The sequence below is a fragment of the Kribbella sp. NPDC056345 genome, assembly GCF_042262745.1.
GTDB lineage: Bacteria > Actinomycetota > Actinomycetes > Propionibacteriales > Kribbellaceae > Kribbella.
The window spans coordinates 1-18135 of sequence record NZ_JBHJQQ010000011.1; the positions used below are offsets into that span (position 1 = coordinate 1).

General features: G+C 65.6%; 15 protein-coding genes. 10 read left to right on the plus strand and 5 right to left on the minus strand.

From position 1 onward, the window contains the following. The first annotated feature begins 205 nt into the window (after positions 1–205). From ACFCV3_RS31840 to ACFCV3_RS31865, 6 genes are all read left to right on the plus strand, one after another. Positions 206–3253 (plus strand): lantibiotic dehydratase, encoded by a 3048-nt coding sequence (locus ACFCV3_RS31840; protein WP_376036205.1) that lies wholly within the window; start codon positions 206–208, stop codon positions 3251–3253. After that, positions 3253–4524, plus strand: a complete 1272-nt coding sequence (locus tag ACFCV3_RS31845) for a lanthionine synthetase C family protein (RefSeq protein ID WP_376036687.1) — start codon at positions 3253–3255, stop codon at positions 4522–4524. Before ACFCV3_RS31840 ends, ACFCV3_RS31845 begins: the two co-directional genes overlap by 1 nt. Before the next feature lie 17 nt (positions 4525–4541). Beyond that, complete coding sequence (gene fxlM / locus ACFCV3_RS31850) at positions 4542–6611, plus strand: methyltransferase, FxLD system (protein WP_376036207.1); 2070 nt, start codon at positions 4542–4544, stop codon at positions 6609–6611. A 115-nt stretch (positions 6612–6726) separates the two neighbouring features. Then, positions 6727–7848 (plus strand): hypothetical protein, encoded by a 1122-nt coding sequence (locus ACFCV3_RS31855; protein ID WP_376036209.1) that lies wholly within the window; start codon positions 6727–6729, stop codon positions 7846–7848. Positions 7849–8171: 323 nt separating this feature from the next. Then, positions 8172–8477 carry a UTRA domain-containing protein gene (locus ACFCV3_RS31860; RefSeq protein ID WP_376036211.1) on the plus strand — a complete coding sequence of 102 codons (306 nt, stop codon included), beginning with the start codon at positions 8172–8174 and terminating at the stop codon, positions 8475–8477. Further along, complete coding sequence (locus ACFCV3_RS31865) at positions 8474–9133, plus strand: YdcF family protein (RefSeq protein ID WP_376036212.1); 660 nt, start codon at positions 8474–8476, stop codon at positions 9131–9133. Before ACFCV3_RS31860 ends, ACFCV3_RS31865 begins: the two co-directional genes overlap by 4 nt. 121 nt (positions 9134–9254) lie before the next feature. Here ACFCV3_RS31865 and ACFCV3_RS31870 read toward each other — a convergent pair whose 3' ends face one another. Further along, on the minus strand, positions 9255–10166 hold the full coding sequence (locus ACFCV3_RS31870; protein WP_376036215.1) for an SAM-dependent methyltransferase: 912 nt from the start codon (positions 10164–10166) through the stop codon (positions 9255–9257). Positions 10167–10655: 489 nt separating this feature from the next. On the opposite strand from ACFCV3_RS31870, the gene ACFCV3_RS31875 reads away from it, so the two are divergent. Beyond that, positions 10656–11984 carry a multiprotein-bridging factor 1 family protein gene (locus ACFCV3_RS31875; RefSeq protein WP_376036217.1) on the plus strand — a complete coding sequence of 443 codons (1329 nt, stop codon included), beginning with the start codon at positions 10656–10658 and terminating at the stop codon, positions 11982–11984. Continuing rightward, positions 11981–12859 carry a phosphotransferase family protein gene (locus ACFCV3_RS31880; RefSeq protein WP_376036220.1) on the plus strand — a complete coding sequence of 293 codons (879 nt, stop codon included), beginning with the start codon at positions 11981–11983 and terminating at the stop codon, positions 12857–12859. Before ACFCV3_RS31875 ends, ACFCV3_RS31880 begins: the two co-directional genes overlap by 4 nt. A 42-nt stretch (positions 12860–12901) precedes the next feature. Here the strand turns inward: ACFCV3_RS31880 and ACFCV3_RS31885 are convergent, their stop codons facing one another. Further along, positions 12902–13378 (minus strand): hypothetical protein, encoded by a 477-nt coding sequence (locus ACFCV3_RS31885; protein ID WP_376036222.1) that lies wholly within the window; start codon positions 13376–13378, stop codon positions 12902–12904. A gap of 586 nt (positions 13379–13964) precedes the next feature. Then, positions 13965–14291 carry a hypothetical protein gene (locus tag ACFCV3_RS31890; RefSeq protein WP_376036223.1) on the minus strand — a complete coding sequence of 109 codons (327 nt, stop codon included), beginning with the start codon at positions 14289–14291 and terminating at the stop codon, positions 13965–13967. Positions 14292–14966: 675 nt separating this feature from the next. On the opposite strand from ACFCV3_RS31890, the gene ACFCV3_RS31895 reads away from it, so the two are divergent. Together ACFCV3_RS31895 and ACFCV3_RS31900 are read left to right on the plus strand one after the other, a co-directional pair. After that, a complete protein-coding gene (locus tag ACFCV3_RS31895; protein WP_376036224.1) occupies positions 14967–16199 on the plus strand; it encodes a helix-turn-helix domain-containing protein in 1233 nt (410 codons plus the stop codon). Between the two features lie 37 nt (positions 16200–16236). Further along, entirely contained in the window at positions 16237–16944 is a 708-nt protein-coding gene (locus ACFCV3_RS31900; RefSeq protein ID WP_376036225.1) for a creatininase family protein, read from the plus strand. Here the strand turns inward: ACFCV3_RS31900 and ACFCV3_RS31905 are convergent. Beyond that, on the minus strand, positions 16941–17405 hold the full coding sequence (locus ACFCV3_RS31905; RefSeq protein WP_376036227.1) for a deaminase: 465 nt from the start codon (positions 17403–17405) through the stop codon (positions 16941–16943). The genes ACFCV3_RS31900 and ACFCV3_RS31905 overlap by 4 nt on opposite strands. After that, positions 17398–18087 (minus strand): RibD family protein, encoded by a 690-nt coding sequence (locus tag ACFCV3_RS31910; RefSeq protein ID WP_376036229.1) that lies wholly within the window; start codon positions 18085–18087, stop codon positions 17398–17400. The genes ACFCV3_RS31905 and ACFCV3_RS31910 overlap by 8 nt, the downstream gene beginning before the upstream one ends. Positions 18088–18135 lie beyond the last annotated feature (48 nt).

Genomic DNA, 18135 nt, shown 5'->3' on the forward strand with positions numbered 1-18135 from the left:
AACAGAACCAGCCATATTTCAATCATCCTGAATCTCGCCCTGCAGAAGCGGACTTGCTACGAGCCGCTGGCCTCAACTCACCCTGACACGCAGGGCTGCAACGAACTGCAGCGGCATCGGCTGCCCTTATTCCCATGTGCTATTCCGAGGGAGACAACGCATGCCAGCCAACGTCGCTGCGTTCCGATCCGGCAAGACCGCGCTGTTGCGGGCGGTTGCCCGCCCCGAGTTAGACCTGCCGGCGTGGCCTGACCTGACCAGCGACGTCTCCGATCTTGTCAGCGCGTCTGCACAGCTCACCTGGCTGCGCAAGGTGTGGCAGCGTGCTGACATTGTCGAAGAGCTGAGCCTGGCCAGCCCCGGTCTCGCGCGGCAGATCCAAGACCTGACTGCGGCAACGGCCCCTCCTCCGCGCGATGTCCGCCGCGCGGTCTTGTCGGTATGCCGGTATCTGCTGCGCGCGCAGCACCGCGCTACACCGTTCGGGTTATTCGCCGGGGTAACTGCGGCAGGGTTCGGTCCGCACGCCTCGGCGGAGTGGGGTACCGGCCATCAGCCTGTTGTGGCCGCGTCCGCGGAATGGCTCGCGGCCGTGATCGCGAAGATCGAGGGATGCCCTGAGGCGTTCGCAGATCTTTTGGTGATGACTAACAGTTGCCTGGTGGTGCGTGGAGACCGGCTGATCGTTGCCTACCAGTCCCGGCCTCAGCCGCAGGGCAAGGGACCCGCTGCGGTCGAGGTGTCGATGGCCTACACCGCTCCACTCCAGGTGGCTGTGGCCGGGGCGAAGACGCCGATTCGCGTGGGAGATCTGAGCGACAAGATCCACGCAGACTTTCCCGACGCATCCGTGGCGAAAGTCAGCGGGCTGCTCGCAGAACTGGTCGCTCGACGAGTCCTGATCACTGCACTACATGCGCCAGGTACCGAAACCGATCCGCTGGCGCATCTGATCGGACAGCTACCGGCCACCAGCGCCGTGAGCGCTCTGCCAGAACTGATGGGCGAGCTGCAGTCGATTCACGCGGCACTGGGGGAGTGCAACACAGGCGAGGGCGATGCAGCGCGGGCGGCTCGACAAGCGGTGGCCTCGCGGATGAACGCCGTGATCGCTATCGACAGGCATCCGCTCGCGGTCGACCTGCGCCTCGATGTGGACGCCGTCCTTCCCGAAGAGGTTGCACGGGAGGTTGAGCGCGCTGCCCTGGCATTGGCTCGTGTGAGCGCGGCAACCTACGGTGCACCGGCCTGGAAGTCGTACCACCAGCGGTTCTACGAACGCTTCGGCATCGGATCGATGGTCCCAGTACTGGACGTCGTCGCCGACAGCGGGATCGGCTACCCGGACGGCTATCCGGGCTCGATCGCTGCACAGCGCCGCGCGCCGGTGTCGAGCCGCGACGAGACACTGGTGCGGATCGCGCAAACGTCCGTCCTTGACGGTCAACAAGAAGTAATTCTGGACGAAAGCCTCATCGAGTCACTGAAGACAGGACCTGACCCGGTCCGGCTGCCGCCGCACCTTGAGATCGGCGTCCGGGTGAGCGCGGCCGGCATGGAGGCCCTGCAACGGGGTGACTTCGGGCTGGAGGTCGTGAGTGTATCGCGCGGAGCCGGAGTCGGCAGCGGCCGGTTTCAGCGAGTCCTGACCCCGGCCGACCGCGCCGCCATGACTGCCGAGCTGGCTGATCTGCCGGGGGCCGACGACAACACCGTGGCCGCGCAACTGTCGTTCCCGCCGCTGCTGGCCGACACCGCGCACGTCGCCCGCGCTCCGCAGATGCTGCCCCTGGTCATCAGTCTGGAAGAGCACCGCGGCGCCGACGACCAGACGCTGACAATTGACGACCTGGCGGTCGGCTGCGACGGCCGGCGGATGTACCTGGCCGCGCCCCGGCGCGGCCACCGGGTCGAGGCCATCGGAATGCATGCCCTGAACCTCAACACCCACACGCCGCCGCTCGCGCGCTTCCTCACGGAACTGAGCCGTGCCCAATGCACGGCCGTGACGACATTCGACTGGGGAGCGGCTGCCGCGATGCCATTCCTGCCGCGCGTGCGGTATGGGCGAACGGTGCTGTCACCTGCCCGCTGGCGGCTAGAACCAACGGAACTTCCCGGACGTTCGAAATCGTGGATTGAGTGGGACTGCGCACTCAGCCAGTGGCAGGCCCGGCGGCGGCTGCCTCAGCACGTGTACCTGACCGAAGGGGATCGGTTACTGGCCCTGGACCTGGACCAGACCGGGCACCGGGTGCTGCTCCGGGAGCACCTCAACCGCGCGACGGCTGTGCTCACCGAGGCGACGGCGATAACAGGCTGGTGCGAGGGCCGGGCGCATGAGGTGGTGGTCGCGTTGCGAGCGACCAAACCGCCGTCGTGGCCGCGGCTTCCACGACCAACCAGAACCAGGATCATCGGCCGCGATCAGGGCCAGGTGCCAGCGAAGTCGCCGGTGCTGCTGGCAAGCCTGTACGGCGACATCCGCCGTCAAGACACCATCCTGGCCCGACATCTGCCAGACCTCCTCGAACAGCTGGGACAGCCACTGTGGTGGTACGTGCGGTTCCGCGACCCTGACCAGCACTTGCGGCTGCGGTTTGCGCTGCCCGACCCAGGAGCGTTCGGCCAGGTGGCCGCTACGGTCAGCAGCTGGTCAGAACAGCTGCACCACAGCGGGCTGCTGCGCGAAGTCCGCTACTCCACCTCCTATCCCGAGACGGGCAGATGGGGTGCAGGCCGGGCGTGGAACGCGGCCGAGGAGGTGTTCCGTGCAGATTCACGCGCGCTACTCACCCAACTGCTGCAGCCGTCAACCCCGCACCGGCGTGCGTTGGTCGCCGCGCACAGCGTCGCGATCGCCTGCGCATTCAGAGGCAGCACCAAGGCCGGGATGCAATGGCTGGTCGACCACATTCCAGCCACAGCACCCGAGCCCATTCCCCGTGACCAGTTCAGCCAGGCCGTTCACGCTGCCAACCCCCACTCAGACTGGGCAGCTCTACGTGCACTGCCCGGCGGTGCCGCCATCGTGCAGGCGTGGGCCGACCGCGAAACCGCACTCGTCCTCTACCGCGATCTGCTGCCGGGCCCAGACGAGGGGATCGATGCCGACGACGTCCTGGGATCGCTGCTGCACGTTCACTTCGTGCGGGCCGTCGCCGTCGACTTCGCCGAAGAAGCGATCTGCCTGTACCTGGCCCGCGCCGCTGCTCTCGCCTGGACGGCCCGCACCACCAGGAGGCCCGAGTGATGCAGCATCCCACCGGCCACCTGGCCGAAGCGATAGCCGACCAGCTAGCTCAGCCCGACACCGTCGCCGCCGAGTACCGGCACGCGCCGTGGTGGCGCCAGTCATTGGCCCACGGCATGCCCGGGATCGCCTTGCTGCACGTCGAACTCGCCGCAACCGGCCTCCGGCCGTGGCAACGCGCCCATGACTGGATCGCCGCGTCGGCAAGCGGCCCGCTCACCAGTGGAGCCGACAGCCATCCCTTCTACGGTGTACCGGCCTTCGCGCACGTCGCGGCAAGCGTCGCCGATCAGCTCCCAGGCTCCTATCGGCGTGCCGTGGAGACGGTCGATCGTCAGCTCGCGCACGATGCCAGGAGCCGGCTATCGGCCGCGCACTACCGTATAGACCAGGGGCAGCTGGCTCCCCTGGCCGAGTTCGACGCCCTGCAAGGGCTCACTGGGTACGGCGCTCACCTGCTGCGCCGGTCTCCGGGCAGTGATGACTTTCGCGCGGTTCTGGAGTATCTGGTCCGGCTGACCGCGCCGATCATGGATGGTCCTGACGTGCTCCCCGGCTGGTGGACAGCCTCCGGGCCGTCCGGTCGCCTCGACGACCGGTTCCGTGGCGGCCACGCCAACACGAGCATGGCCCACGGCATCACCGGCGTCCTGAGCCTGCTGTCATCAGCCACCCTGCGCGCCAGCGTGGTCGATGGGCAGCTCGAGGCCATCAAGACGATCTGCGCGTGGCTGGACCGCTGGCGAGCCAGCACCACCGACGACCCGACGTGGCCGTACCTGGTCACTCGCGCCGAACTTCGCACCGGCCGACGGAGCCCTTCCCAGCCGTTGCGCCCGTCCTGGTGCTACGGCACTGCCGGCGTGGGCCGAGCCCAGCAACTCGCAGGCCTCGCCCTCGGCGACGCCGGACGCCAGTCCGCCGCCGAGACTGCAGTGATCGACGCACTGACCGACCCCGCCCAGCTCGCGGCGACGACCGACCGCTCCTTGTGCCACGGATTCGCAGGACTTGCCTACCTCGCCACCCGCATGGCTGGCGATGCCCTACCCGCCACCACCGATCGACTGCGGCACCTGGTTCCCGCACTGCTCGACGCCGTCGCGCCGCCCGGCAGCGACCAGCAGACCATCGCCTCGTCGCTCATTGCCGACGCACAGGCAGGCCCCGGACTCCTGGACGGCGCAGCCGGTATCGCGCTGTCTGTGTTGGCCGCCAGTTGCGGCACCACCCCCAGATCCGGCTGGGACACCTGCCTACTGATCTCCTGACCACCCACGAGGACCCGATGCCAACCAGCCACTGGAACCAGCGCACCATCCACTTCCCCGACCGCCCGACCGCCCAGCGCATCGTCACCAACATCATCGGCCCTGCCCTGATCACTGCCGCCACCGAGGGACACCTGCAGGGCTGGTGGTACCTGAACAAGCAACCATGGCCGCTGCGGTACCAGGCGACCCCCAATACCGCCGGTATCGACGAACTCCTCGACGAGTTGGCGGCCACCGGGCAGATCACCGGCTGGTCCCGCAGCATCTACGAGCCCGAGACGTTCGCTTTCGGCGGCGAAGCGGCCATGGACGCCGCCCACGTCCTGTTCCACCACGACAGCTACCACCTGCTCACCTACGACCACGCGCTCGGAGCAAAAGAGACGACCGTCGTGCTGTGCAGCGCGATGATGCGCGCCGCCGGACTGGACTTCTACGAACAAGGCGATGTCTGGCACAAGGTCGCCGAGCTACGGCCTCCACCAACCGCTGTGCCCGCGCACCGCACCGCAGGCCTGAACGCAGCGATGTGCCGGCTGATGACCACCAACCCCCGCGGACTGTGCCGGCCAGGCAGCCCACTCGCCGGAAAACAGACCTGGGTGACCGCGTTCGAGGATGCCGGACGATCCCTGGGTGAGCTGGCCCGTAGTGGCCGGCTCACCAGAGGTCTTCGGGCCGTCATGGCGCATCACCTGATCTTCCACGCCAACCGCGCGGGACTGTCCCTGGACGACCAAAGCACCATGTCAGCACTAGCGAGAGAAGTAACCATGGGAACAAACGACAACGCTGTGTCCTCGCCCGGAGCAGGCAACGAGCCCACTAGCCTCGGCCAGGTGAACAGCGACCCGACCAATCAGAATCCCACCGCCGACCACCTGCGCCACGCGCTCGTCGACAAGGTGGTAGCCGAGGGCCGCGTACGCACGCCTTCCATCAAAGAAGCTATGCAGACCGTGCCCCGCCACCTGTTCGTCCCAGGCGCGACCCTCGAACAGGCCTACGCCAACTCAACGGTCGACATCAAGCACGCCGAGGACGGAACCTCCATCAGCTGCGCCTCGCAGCCGGGCGTCGTCGGGCTGATGCTCGAGCAGGCCCAGGTCGAGCCTGGACACAACGTCCTCGAGCTGGGCGCAGGAACCGGCTACAACGCAGGCCTGCTCGGCCACCTGGCCGGACCCGCCGGTCGGGTCACCACGATCGACGTCGATGACGACCTCGTCATCAACGCCCGGTCGCACCTAGCCGCCGCCGGCATCGGCAACGTCACCGTCGTACGAAGCGACGGTGCACTCGGGCATCCCGACGCGGCCCCCTACGACCGGATCATCGCCGCAGTCGGCGCCCACGGCGTCCCGCATGCCTGGCTCGATCAACTCGCCCCGGGCGGCCGGCTAGTGGTGCCGCAGCGCCTTCGCGGCAGCGTGTCCCGCTCGATCAGCTACGAGCACCACGACGGCAGGTGGGTCTCGGTCAGCAGTGAAATGAACACCTTCATGCCCCTGCGCAAAGGCATCGCCGACGACGACCGCCGCCTCGTCCCGCTCACGGCCAACGGCTCGGTGCGTCTGCAGACCTTCACCGAGCAGGCGGTCGACAGCGCTGCCCTGGCCGGAGTCATCGAACAGCCCCGCACCGTGATCTGGTCCAACGTCTACTACCAAGGCATGGAATCGCCGGAGTGGATGGAGCTGTGGCTGACCAGCACCATGCCGGGTGGCCTCAACCGGATGCCTTTCAGCGCCGACGCCGCCGGAACCTTGCTCCTCGACGACCCCTATCCCAGTTCCGCCGCAGTAGTCGACAAGGGCGCTCTCACCTACCTTGCCCGGCGGTTGTCGGACCGACGTACTCCCGAAGGCGCAAAACTGTGGGAGTTCGGAGTCGTCGGTCACGGCCCTGGCAGTGACGACTTGGCCGAGCGAGTCAGGGAATCAATGCGGACCTGGGACCGCGAATACCGCGGCCGCGAGGCCCGCTTCGAGCTCAAGCCGCTCGATGCCGCGCCCACCGAGCCGGCCACCGGACGGTTCTCCTTCACCACTCCGCTGAACCAGCTGGTCATCGACTGGCGGTAAACCGCCCCTAGCCGATGTCACATCGCTGGTTCCCGCAAGGCCGCCGACGCACGGCAACGGGAACCAGCGATGCCCTAGGCCGCGTGGCCCGCATCGTCTCACTGCGAGGAGAAACATGGATCCCCTCAGTCCCACAGCGCAGCGCTTCCCACTCATTCCACGGCCACGGCCAGGATGCCTTCCACTCCAACGCCGTGTTGCGAACCTCACCGAGCTAGCGGTATCAGCCCAGCGCGGTGACGCCTCCCCGGGATCGGCATCAAGCGTCTTCAACCAGGCAGCCCTCCTGGCCTCCGACCTCGACCTGCCTGAACTGGCCCGCGAATGGTGCCATCGCCACGCGAACATCTACCTGCAGCCCGGCGAGCCACGATCCGGCATGGACGCGATCCGGGGCCTGGAACCACTCGTGAACCTTGCCAGGTTGCACATCCGCGCCAACCGCGGAGACCAGGGACACGAAATCCTGAACGGCCTCTACGACGCCATCTCCACTGCGACTCCAGCCACCGTCGACAGCATCAACGTACCGGCAGATCTCGTGGCGTCCACGGCCGATCGCGACGAGGTGCGTCAATGGCTGTGGCGGGTCATCCTGGCCGACGGCACCCGCGCCCTGATTAGCATCGGCCGGTGGGCAGAAGCGCTGGCACATGTCCAGCGGCACCACGGAGTCGGCGAACGCATGCTGGACGGACGCCAGGTCGCCATCCTGTCCCGCGTCACCGTCGGCGATCACGGCGGCGCCATGGAACTGATCGCTGCGACCACCGCGGGCGAGGCCTGGGAAAACGCCGTTACCGCTTGCCTCGAAATCCTGTGCAGGTTGCCAAACCACCAGGCCACCACACACGAGATCGACACATTGCTGGCTGCCCGAGCTCAGGTGGTGGATTACCAAGCCAACCTGATTGTCTTCCAGACCCGGTTGATGCTCTCAATTGTCGACGCCGCGCGCGGCGCCTCGCATGCCGGCCTGAGACTCGACGCCATCCAGCTAGCCGACCAGATCCTTACCATCGCCGACGGCTATGCATCCCGCGAGGTCCTTGACCACCCGGGAATCACTGCTCTCCTGGATGAGGAGCGGATCAGTCAGCTTGAACAGACAGTCAAGGCCTGCGCGCTCGGATCCAGAGAACTGTCCGCCGAACTACAGGCACAACTCGAGGACGCCCTGGACATCAGTGAAACGCTCATCAAACAAACGCTGACGTCGTCGCAGACCTTGGCATAGCTCGTCCAGCCCGAGGTCTCCCGGTCCAGAGCTTCGACCTCGGCAACGACCTCCCCTGAGGTCGGCGGCATCCTCGCCGGCGCTCCAGCTTGGCGCGCCCGCGGCAGCCGCACCACCTGGTCCGCGGTGCCTGCCCATTTCCAACTCCGTGCCTCCCGCCTGGATCCGATGGCTGGCGCGGTCCTACCCGTCGTCTGTGGTCCAGTCGCTCGCCCCATCGTCTCGGCGATTTCCTCGTCCAAGTCGGCGTCCTGCTCGGCCTGGGACGGGCTATCGGTGGGTTCGTCGGCGGGACTCGTCATGAGTCCATTCGACCCCGGCGGATGAAGTCTTACCGCGGACTCGCAGGCACATCGCTGGTTGATCCGACGCCGGGACCCGCTGGTCGTGGGGGAGGCTTCGCGGTCTTGACCACGCAGGGGCTGGAGCCGGACGGCATGACCGAGACGTTCAATGCCCGGCAGCCGACGCCTGACGAGATCGACCTGCTGGAGCTGCCGCCAGGAGAGTGCATCGTCCAACTGCACCGTCGGACGGTGACTGCGGAGGGTCGCGTGGTCGAGTTTGCCCGGGGCGTTCATGCCGCGAGCCGCTTCTCCTGGACATACAGCTTTAAGATTCCGGAGTGAGTGCGACTGTGGCGATACCGGCCGACCTGCTCGAGGCGACCGAGGTTTTGTGGGACTACCACGACATGCACCACGAGCTGCGGCCGACCGATGTCGGCATCGGGCTCGGAAGTCACGATCTCGGTGTTGCCGATTGCGCTGCACAGCTTTACCACCAGCATGTGTTCCCTCTGATCGTCTTCACTGGAGCAAACGCTCCGACGACCGTCGAACGCTTTCCCCGTGGGGAAGCAGTGCACTACACCGAGCATGCTCTGCAGATGGGCGTGCCCGCCGAAGCGATCATCACTGAGCCTGCAGCGACGAACACCGGCGAGAACATCGTCCTCACCAGAGCAGCTCTCGCAGCTCGACGGATCAGTCCAGAGACAGTGATGCTGATTTCGCGGCCGTACCAACAGCGTCGTGCGTACGCGACATGTCGTAAGGTCTGGCCTGAAGTCGAGGTTGTGTGCACCTCGCTGCCCCTGGCCTTGGCCGAGTACATCGAGTCGATAGGCGATGCCGATCGGGTCCTGAACATGCTGGTCGGCGACACGCAACGTATTGAGCTGTATGCCCAACTTGGGTTCGCCGTTCCGCAACCGATGCCCGAGGCTGTTAAGGACGCGTTCGACGAATTGGTAGCCCGCGGTTACACAACGCGGCTGGTGTAGCTGCGGGCGGCCGAGGTGTCGAGGCAAACCGCGGGATTGCTGCTGTCGTTCCGGGGCCCTGTTCTGGATAGGCGGGTACCGACTCGGCGATGGCTGCCGGACGAAGTTGCCGCTGGGTTTCCTAAATGGGCGGAGGGCACTTCTGGCCAACTCCGCCCGCGATGCAGGTCTGGATCCAGATCGTCTGGTCGTCGGCCGAGGTCGGCCAGTGCAGGCACGGCACAACACCAGGCGCCAAGAGCCTCTGGTTGGGGAACAAAGCTTCGATCTCGGCGCGGGTTCGAAATGTCCCTCGGCCGAGGCCGCTGTGGAGTTCGTTCTGGATGGTCTGGATGGCGTCGTTCCAGTCAGGGAGTTCGGGATCGAAGAAGTGGGAGATCACGGTGCACGAGTCGGGGCTGGCGTGATCGATGTAGGTCCGCATGATCTCGGCCAGCTGTTCGGTGGTGCCGTCGGGGTGCTCGTGCAGCGTGGCGGTCGCGAAGATCGCAACGGGCCTGGACCAGTCCAGGAAGCTGGCCACTTCCTCGTGGTGGAGGAGTTCCTTGGGCGCGAAGATGTCTGCATCGACGACGCGGATGTGACTGTTCGAGCTCTCGAACAGGCCTTGTGCCTTGCGGACGGCCATCGGGTCGTTGTCAACGTAGAGGACCTTGGCATCCGGGTTGATCGACTGCACGATGCGGTGGATGTGGTCGTCGACGGGCAGACCTACACCGAGGTCGATGTACTGGTCGATTCCTAGTTGGCCTGCAAGGTAGGCGCTGGCCCGATGGACAAACTGCCGGTTCGCATCGACCAGTGCTGCAAAGGACGCGTCGGACAGAGTGCGGGCTTTGCGTTCCCGTGAGATGAGGTCTTGCACCTTGGCATCGAGGTCGTAGAAGAGCCTTCTATCGATGTGAAAAGCGTCGCGGCCACCGCCGGCCGCGTTCCAGAATCGCGCGGCGTTCGGCAAGCTGCGGCCGTCTTTAAAAAGCTCGATCGGCGCGGGGGACGAGCGCTGTGCCGAACGGGGCGTGTCGTTGGGCATCGTCGTTCCTTCCACGATCGAGCGGGTTGATTGGGTGATGGGTGGCCGCGGTGTTCTGCGGCCACCCATCGTGGGAGTCGTTCCGGTATGACGACGGGGGAGTGGCACACCGGAGGCTGGATCTCCCAGTCGGGAGGGCAACACATTCGGCCCCGTCAGGGATGCCGAACAGGTCGCGACTCTTCAGGTGTTTGTCTTCTCAGAGGCTGTTGTTGCACCAGCGCCGCGGCGCTGGTTGGTTGCGTTGGCTGGGTGGAGATAGACCGCACGGGTCCTTCATTTGGCCTCCCTCGAATCGGAATCTGCATGGCCGGAGGGCGGCGAGACCACCCGGACGTAGCTAGACGACTTCACAGCGTGACCAGCTTTGCTGGTCGATCTCCGGCATGGGAGAGCGATTTACTGGGAGATCTGCTGGGAGGATTACTGGGAGATCTGGCGCAGCCACGCATTGGATGCTGTGCTGGCATCTGCCTATGGTGGAAGCGCGTGGCGTACGGGGAAGGTCAAGAAGTGGCCGCAAACAGCGAACGCAACCTCAGACTGAGGGATGCCCGCCGCGCACTGGGCCTGACGCAGCAGGAACTCGCGGAGCGAGTGTCGCAGCGTCTCAGGTTGGATCCGCCGCTCACCGGGAATTACCTGTCGAAGCTCGAGCGCGGGACCTACACCTGGCCTACGGAAGCGACCCGCCAGGCGATGAGGGCAGAACTGGGGGCCAGCTCCGATGCCGAACTCGGCTTCTACAGCAGTCGCTCTGCCCCGGAACAGGACACCGCCCCAGTGGATCGCCGTAGCTTCTTCGCACTTGGCCCAGCCGTCGCCGGAGGCCTGATCGGTGGCTCTTCAGCCGCAGACTTCCTCGCAAGCATCGACCTTCCGGATCAAGCACCGGCGCTGGTCGGCCGCTCGGACGTCGACCACATTGCCCAGAGCATCCGCGCGTTCAAGGCCTGGGATCGCAGCGTCGGCGGCGAGCTGTCTATCCACGCGGTCGCCGGACAGCTGCAGTGGGCCGCGCGGCTCCTGGATGCGCGCGCTACCCAGCCGGGCGTCCGCGACGATCTTCATAGCGCCATTGGCCACCTGGCGCAGGTGCTCGCGTGGATGGTCGTCGACTGCGGTGCCCACGACGTGGCCCAGCGGTACTTCCAATTCGCGGTCCACTGCGCCGAGCAGGCGCAGAACCACAGCCTGCGCGCGGTCGTGTTGTCGACCATGTCGCGCCACCAGTTCCTGCTGGGCCACTACGACGATGCGCTGAGCACGATCGAGCTGGCTCAGGTCCGAGCCGATCGACTGCCTGCAGCCGAGCAATCGATGCTGAGCGTCGTACGTTCCCGCCCTTTGGCAAAGCTCGGCCGACGATCGGACACGCTCGCCGCGATCGGCAGCGCCGAGGACTTGTTTGCTGCCTATGATCCGCACCAGCATCAGCCGGTCGCATGGATGGAATTCTTCGACCAAGCGGAGCTTGCCGGCGACGCTGGCCACAGCCTCGCAGACCTTGCCCTGGTCGGCGCGGCACCGGAGCCGGCATTGGATCAGCTCGGGTACGCCGTAGCCAGCCACTCGGCCGGCTACAACCGCGCCCGGGCGTTCTGCCATCTCAAGAGCGCCGAGCTGTGGATGCAGGTCGACCCGGCGATCGGCGTACAGCAGGGTGTCGAGGCGGTCAGTGCGGCGAGTTCGCTGCGGTCGGGCCGGGTCCGCGGCTACATGCGCGACCTCCATGCCGCGGCCAAGCCGTACAGCAAGCGCAGCGACGTAGCCGAGCTGAGGCGAGACATCGCCCGGCTAACACAAGTGCCGGCGTGACCGACGAGATTCCTCCGGCTGAGCTCAAACGGCTCAGATCGGCTGCCCAACGCGCAGGGGTCGAGCTACGGCATCCGCGGCTGCTGAGCCTCGGCGACAGCGCCACGATCCAGGCCAACCATGAAGTGATCGCGAAAGTGACCCGGTTCCCAAAGCAGCAGCCGGTGGCGCACCGGGAGGTCGCGGTCTCGAGGTGGCTGGCGGACTCGGGAGTACCGGCGGTGACAGCCTTCGCCGACGCTGTCGACGAAGGCCAGTACGCCGTTACGTTCTGGCAGCGGGTTCCTGTGCACCGATCCGGGACGGCGGCCGAGGTCGCCGCGGTCCTAGCCAGGTTGCACGCCATACCGGTGGGCTCGGCACCCGATTTGGAGGAGGTCCAGCCGTTCGTGCGGATCGCGGACCGGGTCGGGGCCTCACCGCTCGATGCCGAGGACAAGCGGTTCCTGCTGGAGCGCCTGGACGAGCTGCAAGAGAAGTGGCCGGCGGCTGACGGGCTCGGTAGGGCGATCCTGCACGGTGACCCGAACACCGGCAACGTGGTCGCAACCCCGGACGGGCAGGTTCTGGTCTGGGATCTCGAACGGTTCTCGATCGGGCCCCGCGAGTGGGATCTGACCCTGCAGGCGGTCAGCTACGACACCTGCCGCTGGCTCAGCGATCAGGAGTACGCCGAGTTCGTGGAGGTTTACGGCCACGATGTGACCCGTGATGAGTCGTACGCGCTGTTTCGGGATGTGCGGGAGCTGCGGATGACCAGCTGGCTGGCGAACAAGGCAGATCACGATTCAGAGGTTCGTGCCGAGGTCTTGCGGCGGATCGCGTGCCTTCGAGGCCAGCATGGAGATCGTCCGTGGCACTGGCAGTCCGGGTAGCCGGCTCACATCCCGTGTGGCGGAGGCGCTGCAGAGCCGACGTCAAAGGCTCGGTGCAGGGTCTGGTTCGCGTGCGTCGATGGGCAGCAGCGCTGCGGCCGTGCGGTCAGTGATTCGCTGCCGTCGAGTCTCGGCGCCGGGACCAAGGGGAACGGCGACATGGGCAAGGTCCGGCACCAGCACATGGGCAGGGTTGAATCGTTCGATGGACGCCAGCAGCGCACGGAACATCGCTCCGTCCCCGCCAGGCCGGTCGACGTAGATGCTTCCCAGCTGAAGACGCTGTGAGATCGCATACTCACCGATTTGTGCCCGGGAATCAGCGATCTCTTGGTCGTCTCGCAGTTGCTCGCCGTCGATGTAGCCAAGAACGTAGGGCCGCGCTGCATCGGTACCCGTAGCACTAGAGGATTCGCGATACCCGGCCGTCAGCAATCCAGGAAGCGTGGCCGTGCCACGCTGACCAAATGTCGAGGCCCGAGTCATCCAGGGCGCCTTTCGATCTTCGAGCTTGAGCACGGGTGGTGGTGGGTTAGGGGCCGTACGCCGTCCCCACCCGAGAGGCATCTCGGATGGGAACGGCCGGCCCTCCACGGGATCCGCCCAATCCCGGAGGTGGAACGGCGAACGACCGCAGTACTGCAGTACGCGCCACACGCCGGCTTGGAGATGGGAGCCCCTGCCGGGCGGGAGGTTTCGACGCGACGGCGTCGCCGGGCGACAGGGGCTCCACAGCGGGGACGGCTGGCGCAGGCCTCGGAGGATTTGCACTGCGCGGGAGAGGAGCCGTGCCGCTGCCATGGGTGGCCGGTTGCACGTCCGGCCTGCAGGATCTGGTGTGCCTTCATGCGGGGGCACCCCTCGGACCCGACGTTGAGCGACTGCTGCGGATCGATTTCGATCCCTCTCAGTTCGTGATGGAACGGCTGGCGCAGGACGGACTCGCTCTCTCACCCCGCGCCAGCCGGGCTGTGGGATCGGTGTCCGAGCCCTCCACCGGGGGAGGGGAAGGCTCGGACGCTGACCAGTAGCGACGAGACCGGTGGGTGTGCAAATCCATTGCGCGTGGGGGCTGAAGTCCACACTCACCACCGTCCCCGCCCATTCAGGGGCCTGGGTCGTAGAGCATCAAGCGAGCCCCCGTGACTTGCTCGAACTCTTGCTTGACAGTCCCGGGGTCGCCGATCAACTCCAGGTGCTGCCACCCAGGGATGACCACTGCGGTCAGCTCGTAGCGGTTAAGCGACTCAACGAGTGCGTTGAAGGCCGCCGGGGCGGTTGCCCGCCTCTCGACATAGATCGAGCCCATCGCGAACCCTTCGACCGCGGCGAACTTTTGCAGCTCGTCCTTCAACCGCTCAACGTGCTCATCTGACGGGTACAGGTCTCGTCGCGCGTATCCGAGAAGAAGTGGCCTGGTGTAGTCGGTCACCGCTCTTCGTCCATCCACCGGCGAAACCTGGTGAGAAGGCCCTGCCACAACCGGGACCACCAGCCCCGTCGGTGCTGGGCGCTCACGAGTCGACAGCATTTGAATCCGCCAACACGGGCGCAGGCTCATTGGTAATCCGGAGACTCGCGAAGCGCTGCTGCATCCCAGCCTCGTAGGAGGCAGCGCTCTCTGCTGGCCCGATGTACGTGGCGATCGGGTGTTCGCCGAACCAGACCTGAACCCGGTGGTTCGGAGGTACGAACGCGAAGTCGGCCTTCATTCGCCTCGGACTCCCCGCAGGATGTCCCGAACCATCAGAGTGGCAACAACTGCCGTGCCGATGATCAGGAGCCACATGCTGGTGATCACTTCGAGCCACCTCGCTTCGTTCCTGCCCGAACCGGTTGATGAGTTATCACCGTAGGGAGGTGGTAACGCTCCGTATAACCTCTTCGCGCATGACTTTTATGCGCAGCGCGCATACTCTTCGTGTCTACCCGATATCTTGGGGTGGAGGTACTTGAGTACCGGGGGATCAGGGGAGACCGGATGGCCGCCAAAATGGCCTCACGACGATGTGCCAGCTGTGGCGCACTCCTGGCACGCGACAACGCTGCGTCTCTATGTTCGCCCTGTCGCCGGGGCCGCCAGGCGGCCGCGCCTCAGCCGCCGCAGATGCCCGCTGAGTTTTGGCAGTCGCCCGAGATCCACGACGCGGCCTCCCGGCGGGACATGGGGGCGCTGCTGTATGCCTACCGATCTCATCCGACTCATGGCCACCGGCCGTTGCCGCAAGCAGTGGTCAGTAACTGGCTCGGCATTACCCAGAGCCAGCTGAGTCGCCTTGAATCCGGTCGCAACCGTGTGCGGGAGTTGGACAAGCTAGAGCACTACGCACGTGTTCTCGGTATTCCGGCCGATGTGCTCTGGTTCGCGATGCCGAGCGAGACTCCGGAGCGACAGGTCCGAGCCGACGCCGGCAAACAGGTCACTTCCGAGCTGCGGTTGCCTGCTCACCTTGTCTCGTCAGGCCCGAGCGTGGCCGACTCCTTGCTGCTGACCTTGCAGCAGTACGCCGCGACGGACAATCTGGCCGGTTCACGCTCACTCGTCCCGGTGGTGCCGCACCAGGTCAAGTTCATCGACGAGTTGGTGGGAAGCAGCCGCGGTCAGGGACATACACAGCTCCTCTACGTGGCAGCACGCTTCGCTGAATTCGCCGGCTGGGTCAACCAGGACGCAGGCGACCTCCGTGAGGCGATGCGCTGGTCGAACGCTGCCCTCGACTATGCTCAGGAGGCGGAAGATTCACATCTGACGTCGTACATCCAGATGCGGAAGAGCAGCATCGCCAGCGATGCCAACAAGCCCAAGCTCGCGCTCGGATTCGCCAAGGAGGCGCTCCAGAACGGATCGGCTCTCTCCCCGCAAGTCCGGGCAGTGGCCTACCGCCAGGCGGCCCAGGCCTACGCCATCAGTGGTGACGCCACCGGATGTGCGCGAGCCCTGCAACAAGCCTACGAGCTCGCCAATCAGCCATCAGAGGACGAGAACGACATCGCTCGGTACTGCACGCCGAGCTACATCGAGATGGAGGCAGCTAACTGTTGGGTCGAGCTCGAGCGCCCCAGCGAGGCGATAAAGACGCTGCATCAGGGGCTGAGTGTGTGGCAGCCTGAGTTCCGTCGTGACCTTGGTCTTTGTTTGTCCAGACTTGCTGTCGCATACGCTGTCAGTGAGGAGCCTGACAACGCTATTGAGGTTGCTCAGCAATCGCTGTCTATCGCTGCCAATACCAAGTCTCGGCGCATTGCCGGTCAGCTTGCCCGAGTCCCGGGTCTGCTCACTACGATCGGGGCCGCTGACCAGGCCAAGCAGCTCCAGCGACAGCTTGCAACGCTGCGATAAGCACCGCTGATTGTGCGCACGACAGAGGAGACCGTTCGTGTACCTGCTGACTACCGCGACCTCAACCGATGAGGCTTCCCGCAAGGCGACGATCGCGGTCTTACCCGTCGGCAGCTTCGAGCAGCACGGCGATCACCTGCCGCTGATCACAGACACGATCGTCGCCTGTCTGATCGCAGAGGGCATCGCCGAGACCTACAACCTCCGTCTCCTGCCGCCGATCACGATCTCCTGCTCCCACGAGCACGAGGGATTCGCCGGAACCGTCAGCATCAGTGCCTCGACCGTCATCACGATGATCGAGGACATCCGGACTTCCCTGGCTCGCAGCGGCGTCGACCGACTGGTCATCGTCAACGGCCACGGGGGCAACCACGTCCTCGCGAACGTAACCCAGGAAGCCAATGTCTCCGGACCCCGGGTCCTGCTCTATCCGCAGGGCCACGACTGGGTGGCGGCCCGCACCAGCGCTGGCCTGGAGAGCACCTGGGGCGGTGACATGCACGGCGGTGAGATCGAGACTTCGATCATGCTGCATGCCTACCCGGATCTGGTGCGTGACTCGTACCGGACCGCTGATCACGAGGCGCGCGATCGACCGGAGCTGCTGGTGACCGGCCTCCGCGGCTATACCGATACCGGCATCATCGGCAGCCCGTCACTGGCGACCGCAGCCAAAGGCAGGTCGGTCCTTGAAAGCCTAACCGCATCGTTTGCCGATCACTTGAAGGTGCTCGACCACTAGTCGGCCGAGCTCTCCAGAAGGGGTGCGTTGATCGCTCGGACGGCCGGTGCGAGTTCTGGTATCTCGACAACTTCCCTGCCGGCCGCACTGAGGAGTTCGGCGCCCTCGCAGTCGACGAAGATGTTCGGCTCGCGCCAGGCGAACACGACGCGGGGTATACCTGCGGCGAGGATCAGTTGGGTGCAGGTCTGCGGGTGGGATGACCGCTTGCTGCACGGTTCCAGACTGCTGTAGATGGTGCTGGAGGCAAGTCGGTGATCGCCTTTGACCTTGGCAAGCGCGGTCTCCTCGGCGTGGTCGTGGGGATCACCTTCGCGCGAGTAGCCGGTTGCGATGACTTCCCCGTCGGCAGAAACGATGATCGACCCCACGGAGAAGGCGGTCGGCGATGGCGGGCACAGCTTTGAGAGCTCGATCGCCTCCTCGAGCCAACGACGGTCAGCGGCAGCGCGGTCAGGCATCGACCGGCTCCTTGAGGAGGTAGCGCAGCAGCGCGATGTCTCCGATCTGCTGTACGTCGGCCAGGTGCATCCGATTGCGGAAGTCTTGCGGGAACTCCCCGTCGACGACCAGCCGCGGAGCTGTGGAGTCGCCGACGAAGAAGGGCGCGACGGCAAGATGAATTTCATCGACCAGTTCGGCCGTCAGGAACAAAGTGTGGATGTGGCCGCCGCCCTCGACCATTAGGCGGTTCACGCCGCGTTTCGAGAGGTCTGCGAGCACGGTCGGTAGGTCCAGTGGGTCGCCAGCGCCGATGACCGTGGCTACCTCGCCAAGTCTGACTGCCGCTGTCGATTCGGCAGATGTCGGCACGTACACCAGCTTCTCGACATCTTCGGTCGCGAAAAACTTGGATTCGGGATCGAGGTCGCCCTTACTGCTGATCGTCACCTTGAGCGGCAGCTCCGCCTGACCGGCGGCCAGCCGGCGATCGCGGCGTTCCTGCGATCTGATCCGCAGCTTGGGGTTGTCTCTCCGGACCGTGTTCGCACCGATCAAGACGGCGTCGACGCCTGCGCGGACCTCGTCGACGCGATCGAAGTCAGCCTCGTTCGACAGGTACAGACGTTCGGAATTGTTGTCGTCGATGTAGCCGTCGATCGACGCAGCGACAGACAACAGGACGTACGGACGTGTCGGCATGGGTCCATCCTGCCCCTCGGGTTCAATGCGGGGATTGCCCGACTCACG

Excerpts from the sequence above, each read along its gene's own strand:
- ACFCV3_RS31870 (WP_376036215.1), bottom strand. The coding sequence starts at position 10,166 with ATGCCCAACGACACGCCCCGTTCGGCACAGCGCTCGTCCCCCGCGCCG.
- ACFCV3_RS31895 (WP_376036224.1), top strand. The coding sequence starts at position 14,967 with ATGCCCGCTGAGTTTTGGCAGTCGCCCGAGATCCACGACGCGGCCTCC.
- ACFCV3_RS31905 (WP_376036227.1), bottom strand. The coding sequence starts at position 17,405 with ATGCCTGACCGCGCTGCCGCTGACCGTCGTTGGCTCGAGGAGGCGATC.
- fxlM (WP_376036207.1), top strand. The coding sequence starts at position 4,542 with ATGCCAACCAGCCACTGGAACCAGCGCACCATCCACTTCCCCGACCGC.
- ACFCV3_RS31860 (WP_376036211.1), top strand. The coding sequence starts at position 8,172 with ATGAAGTCTTACCGCGGACTCGCAGGCACATCGCTGGTTGATCCGACG.
- ACFCV3_RS31855 (WP_376036209.1), top strand. The coding sequence starts at position 6,727 with ATGGATCCCCTCAGTCCCACAGCGCAGCGCTTCCCACTCATTCCACGG.
- ACFCV3_RS31845 (WP_376036687.1), top strand. The coding sequence starts at position 3,253 with ATGCAGCATCCCACCGGCCACCTGGCCGAAGCGATAGCCGACCAGCTA.
- ACFCV3_RS31910 (WP_376036229.1), bottom strand. The coding sequence starts at position 18,087 with ATGCCGACACGTCCGTACGTCCTGTTGTCTGTCGCTGCGTCGATCGAC.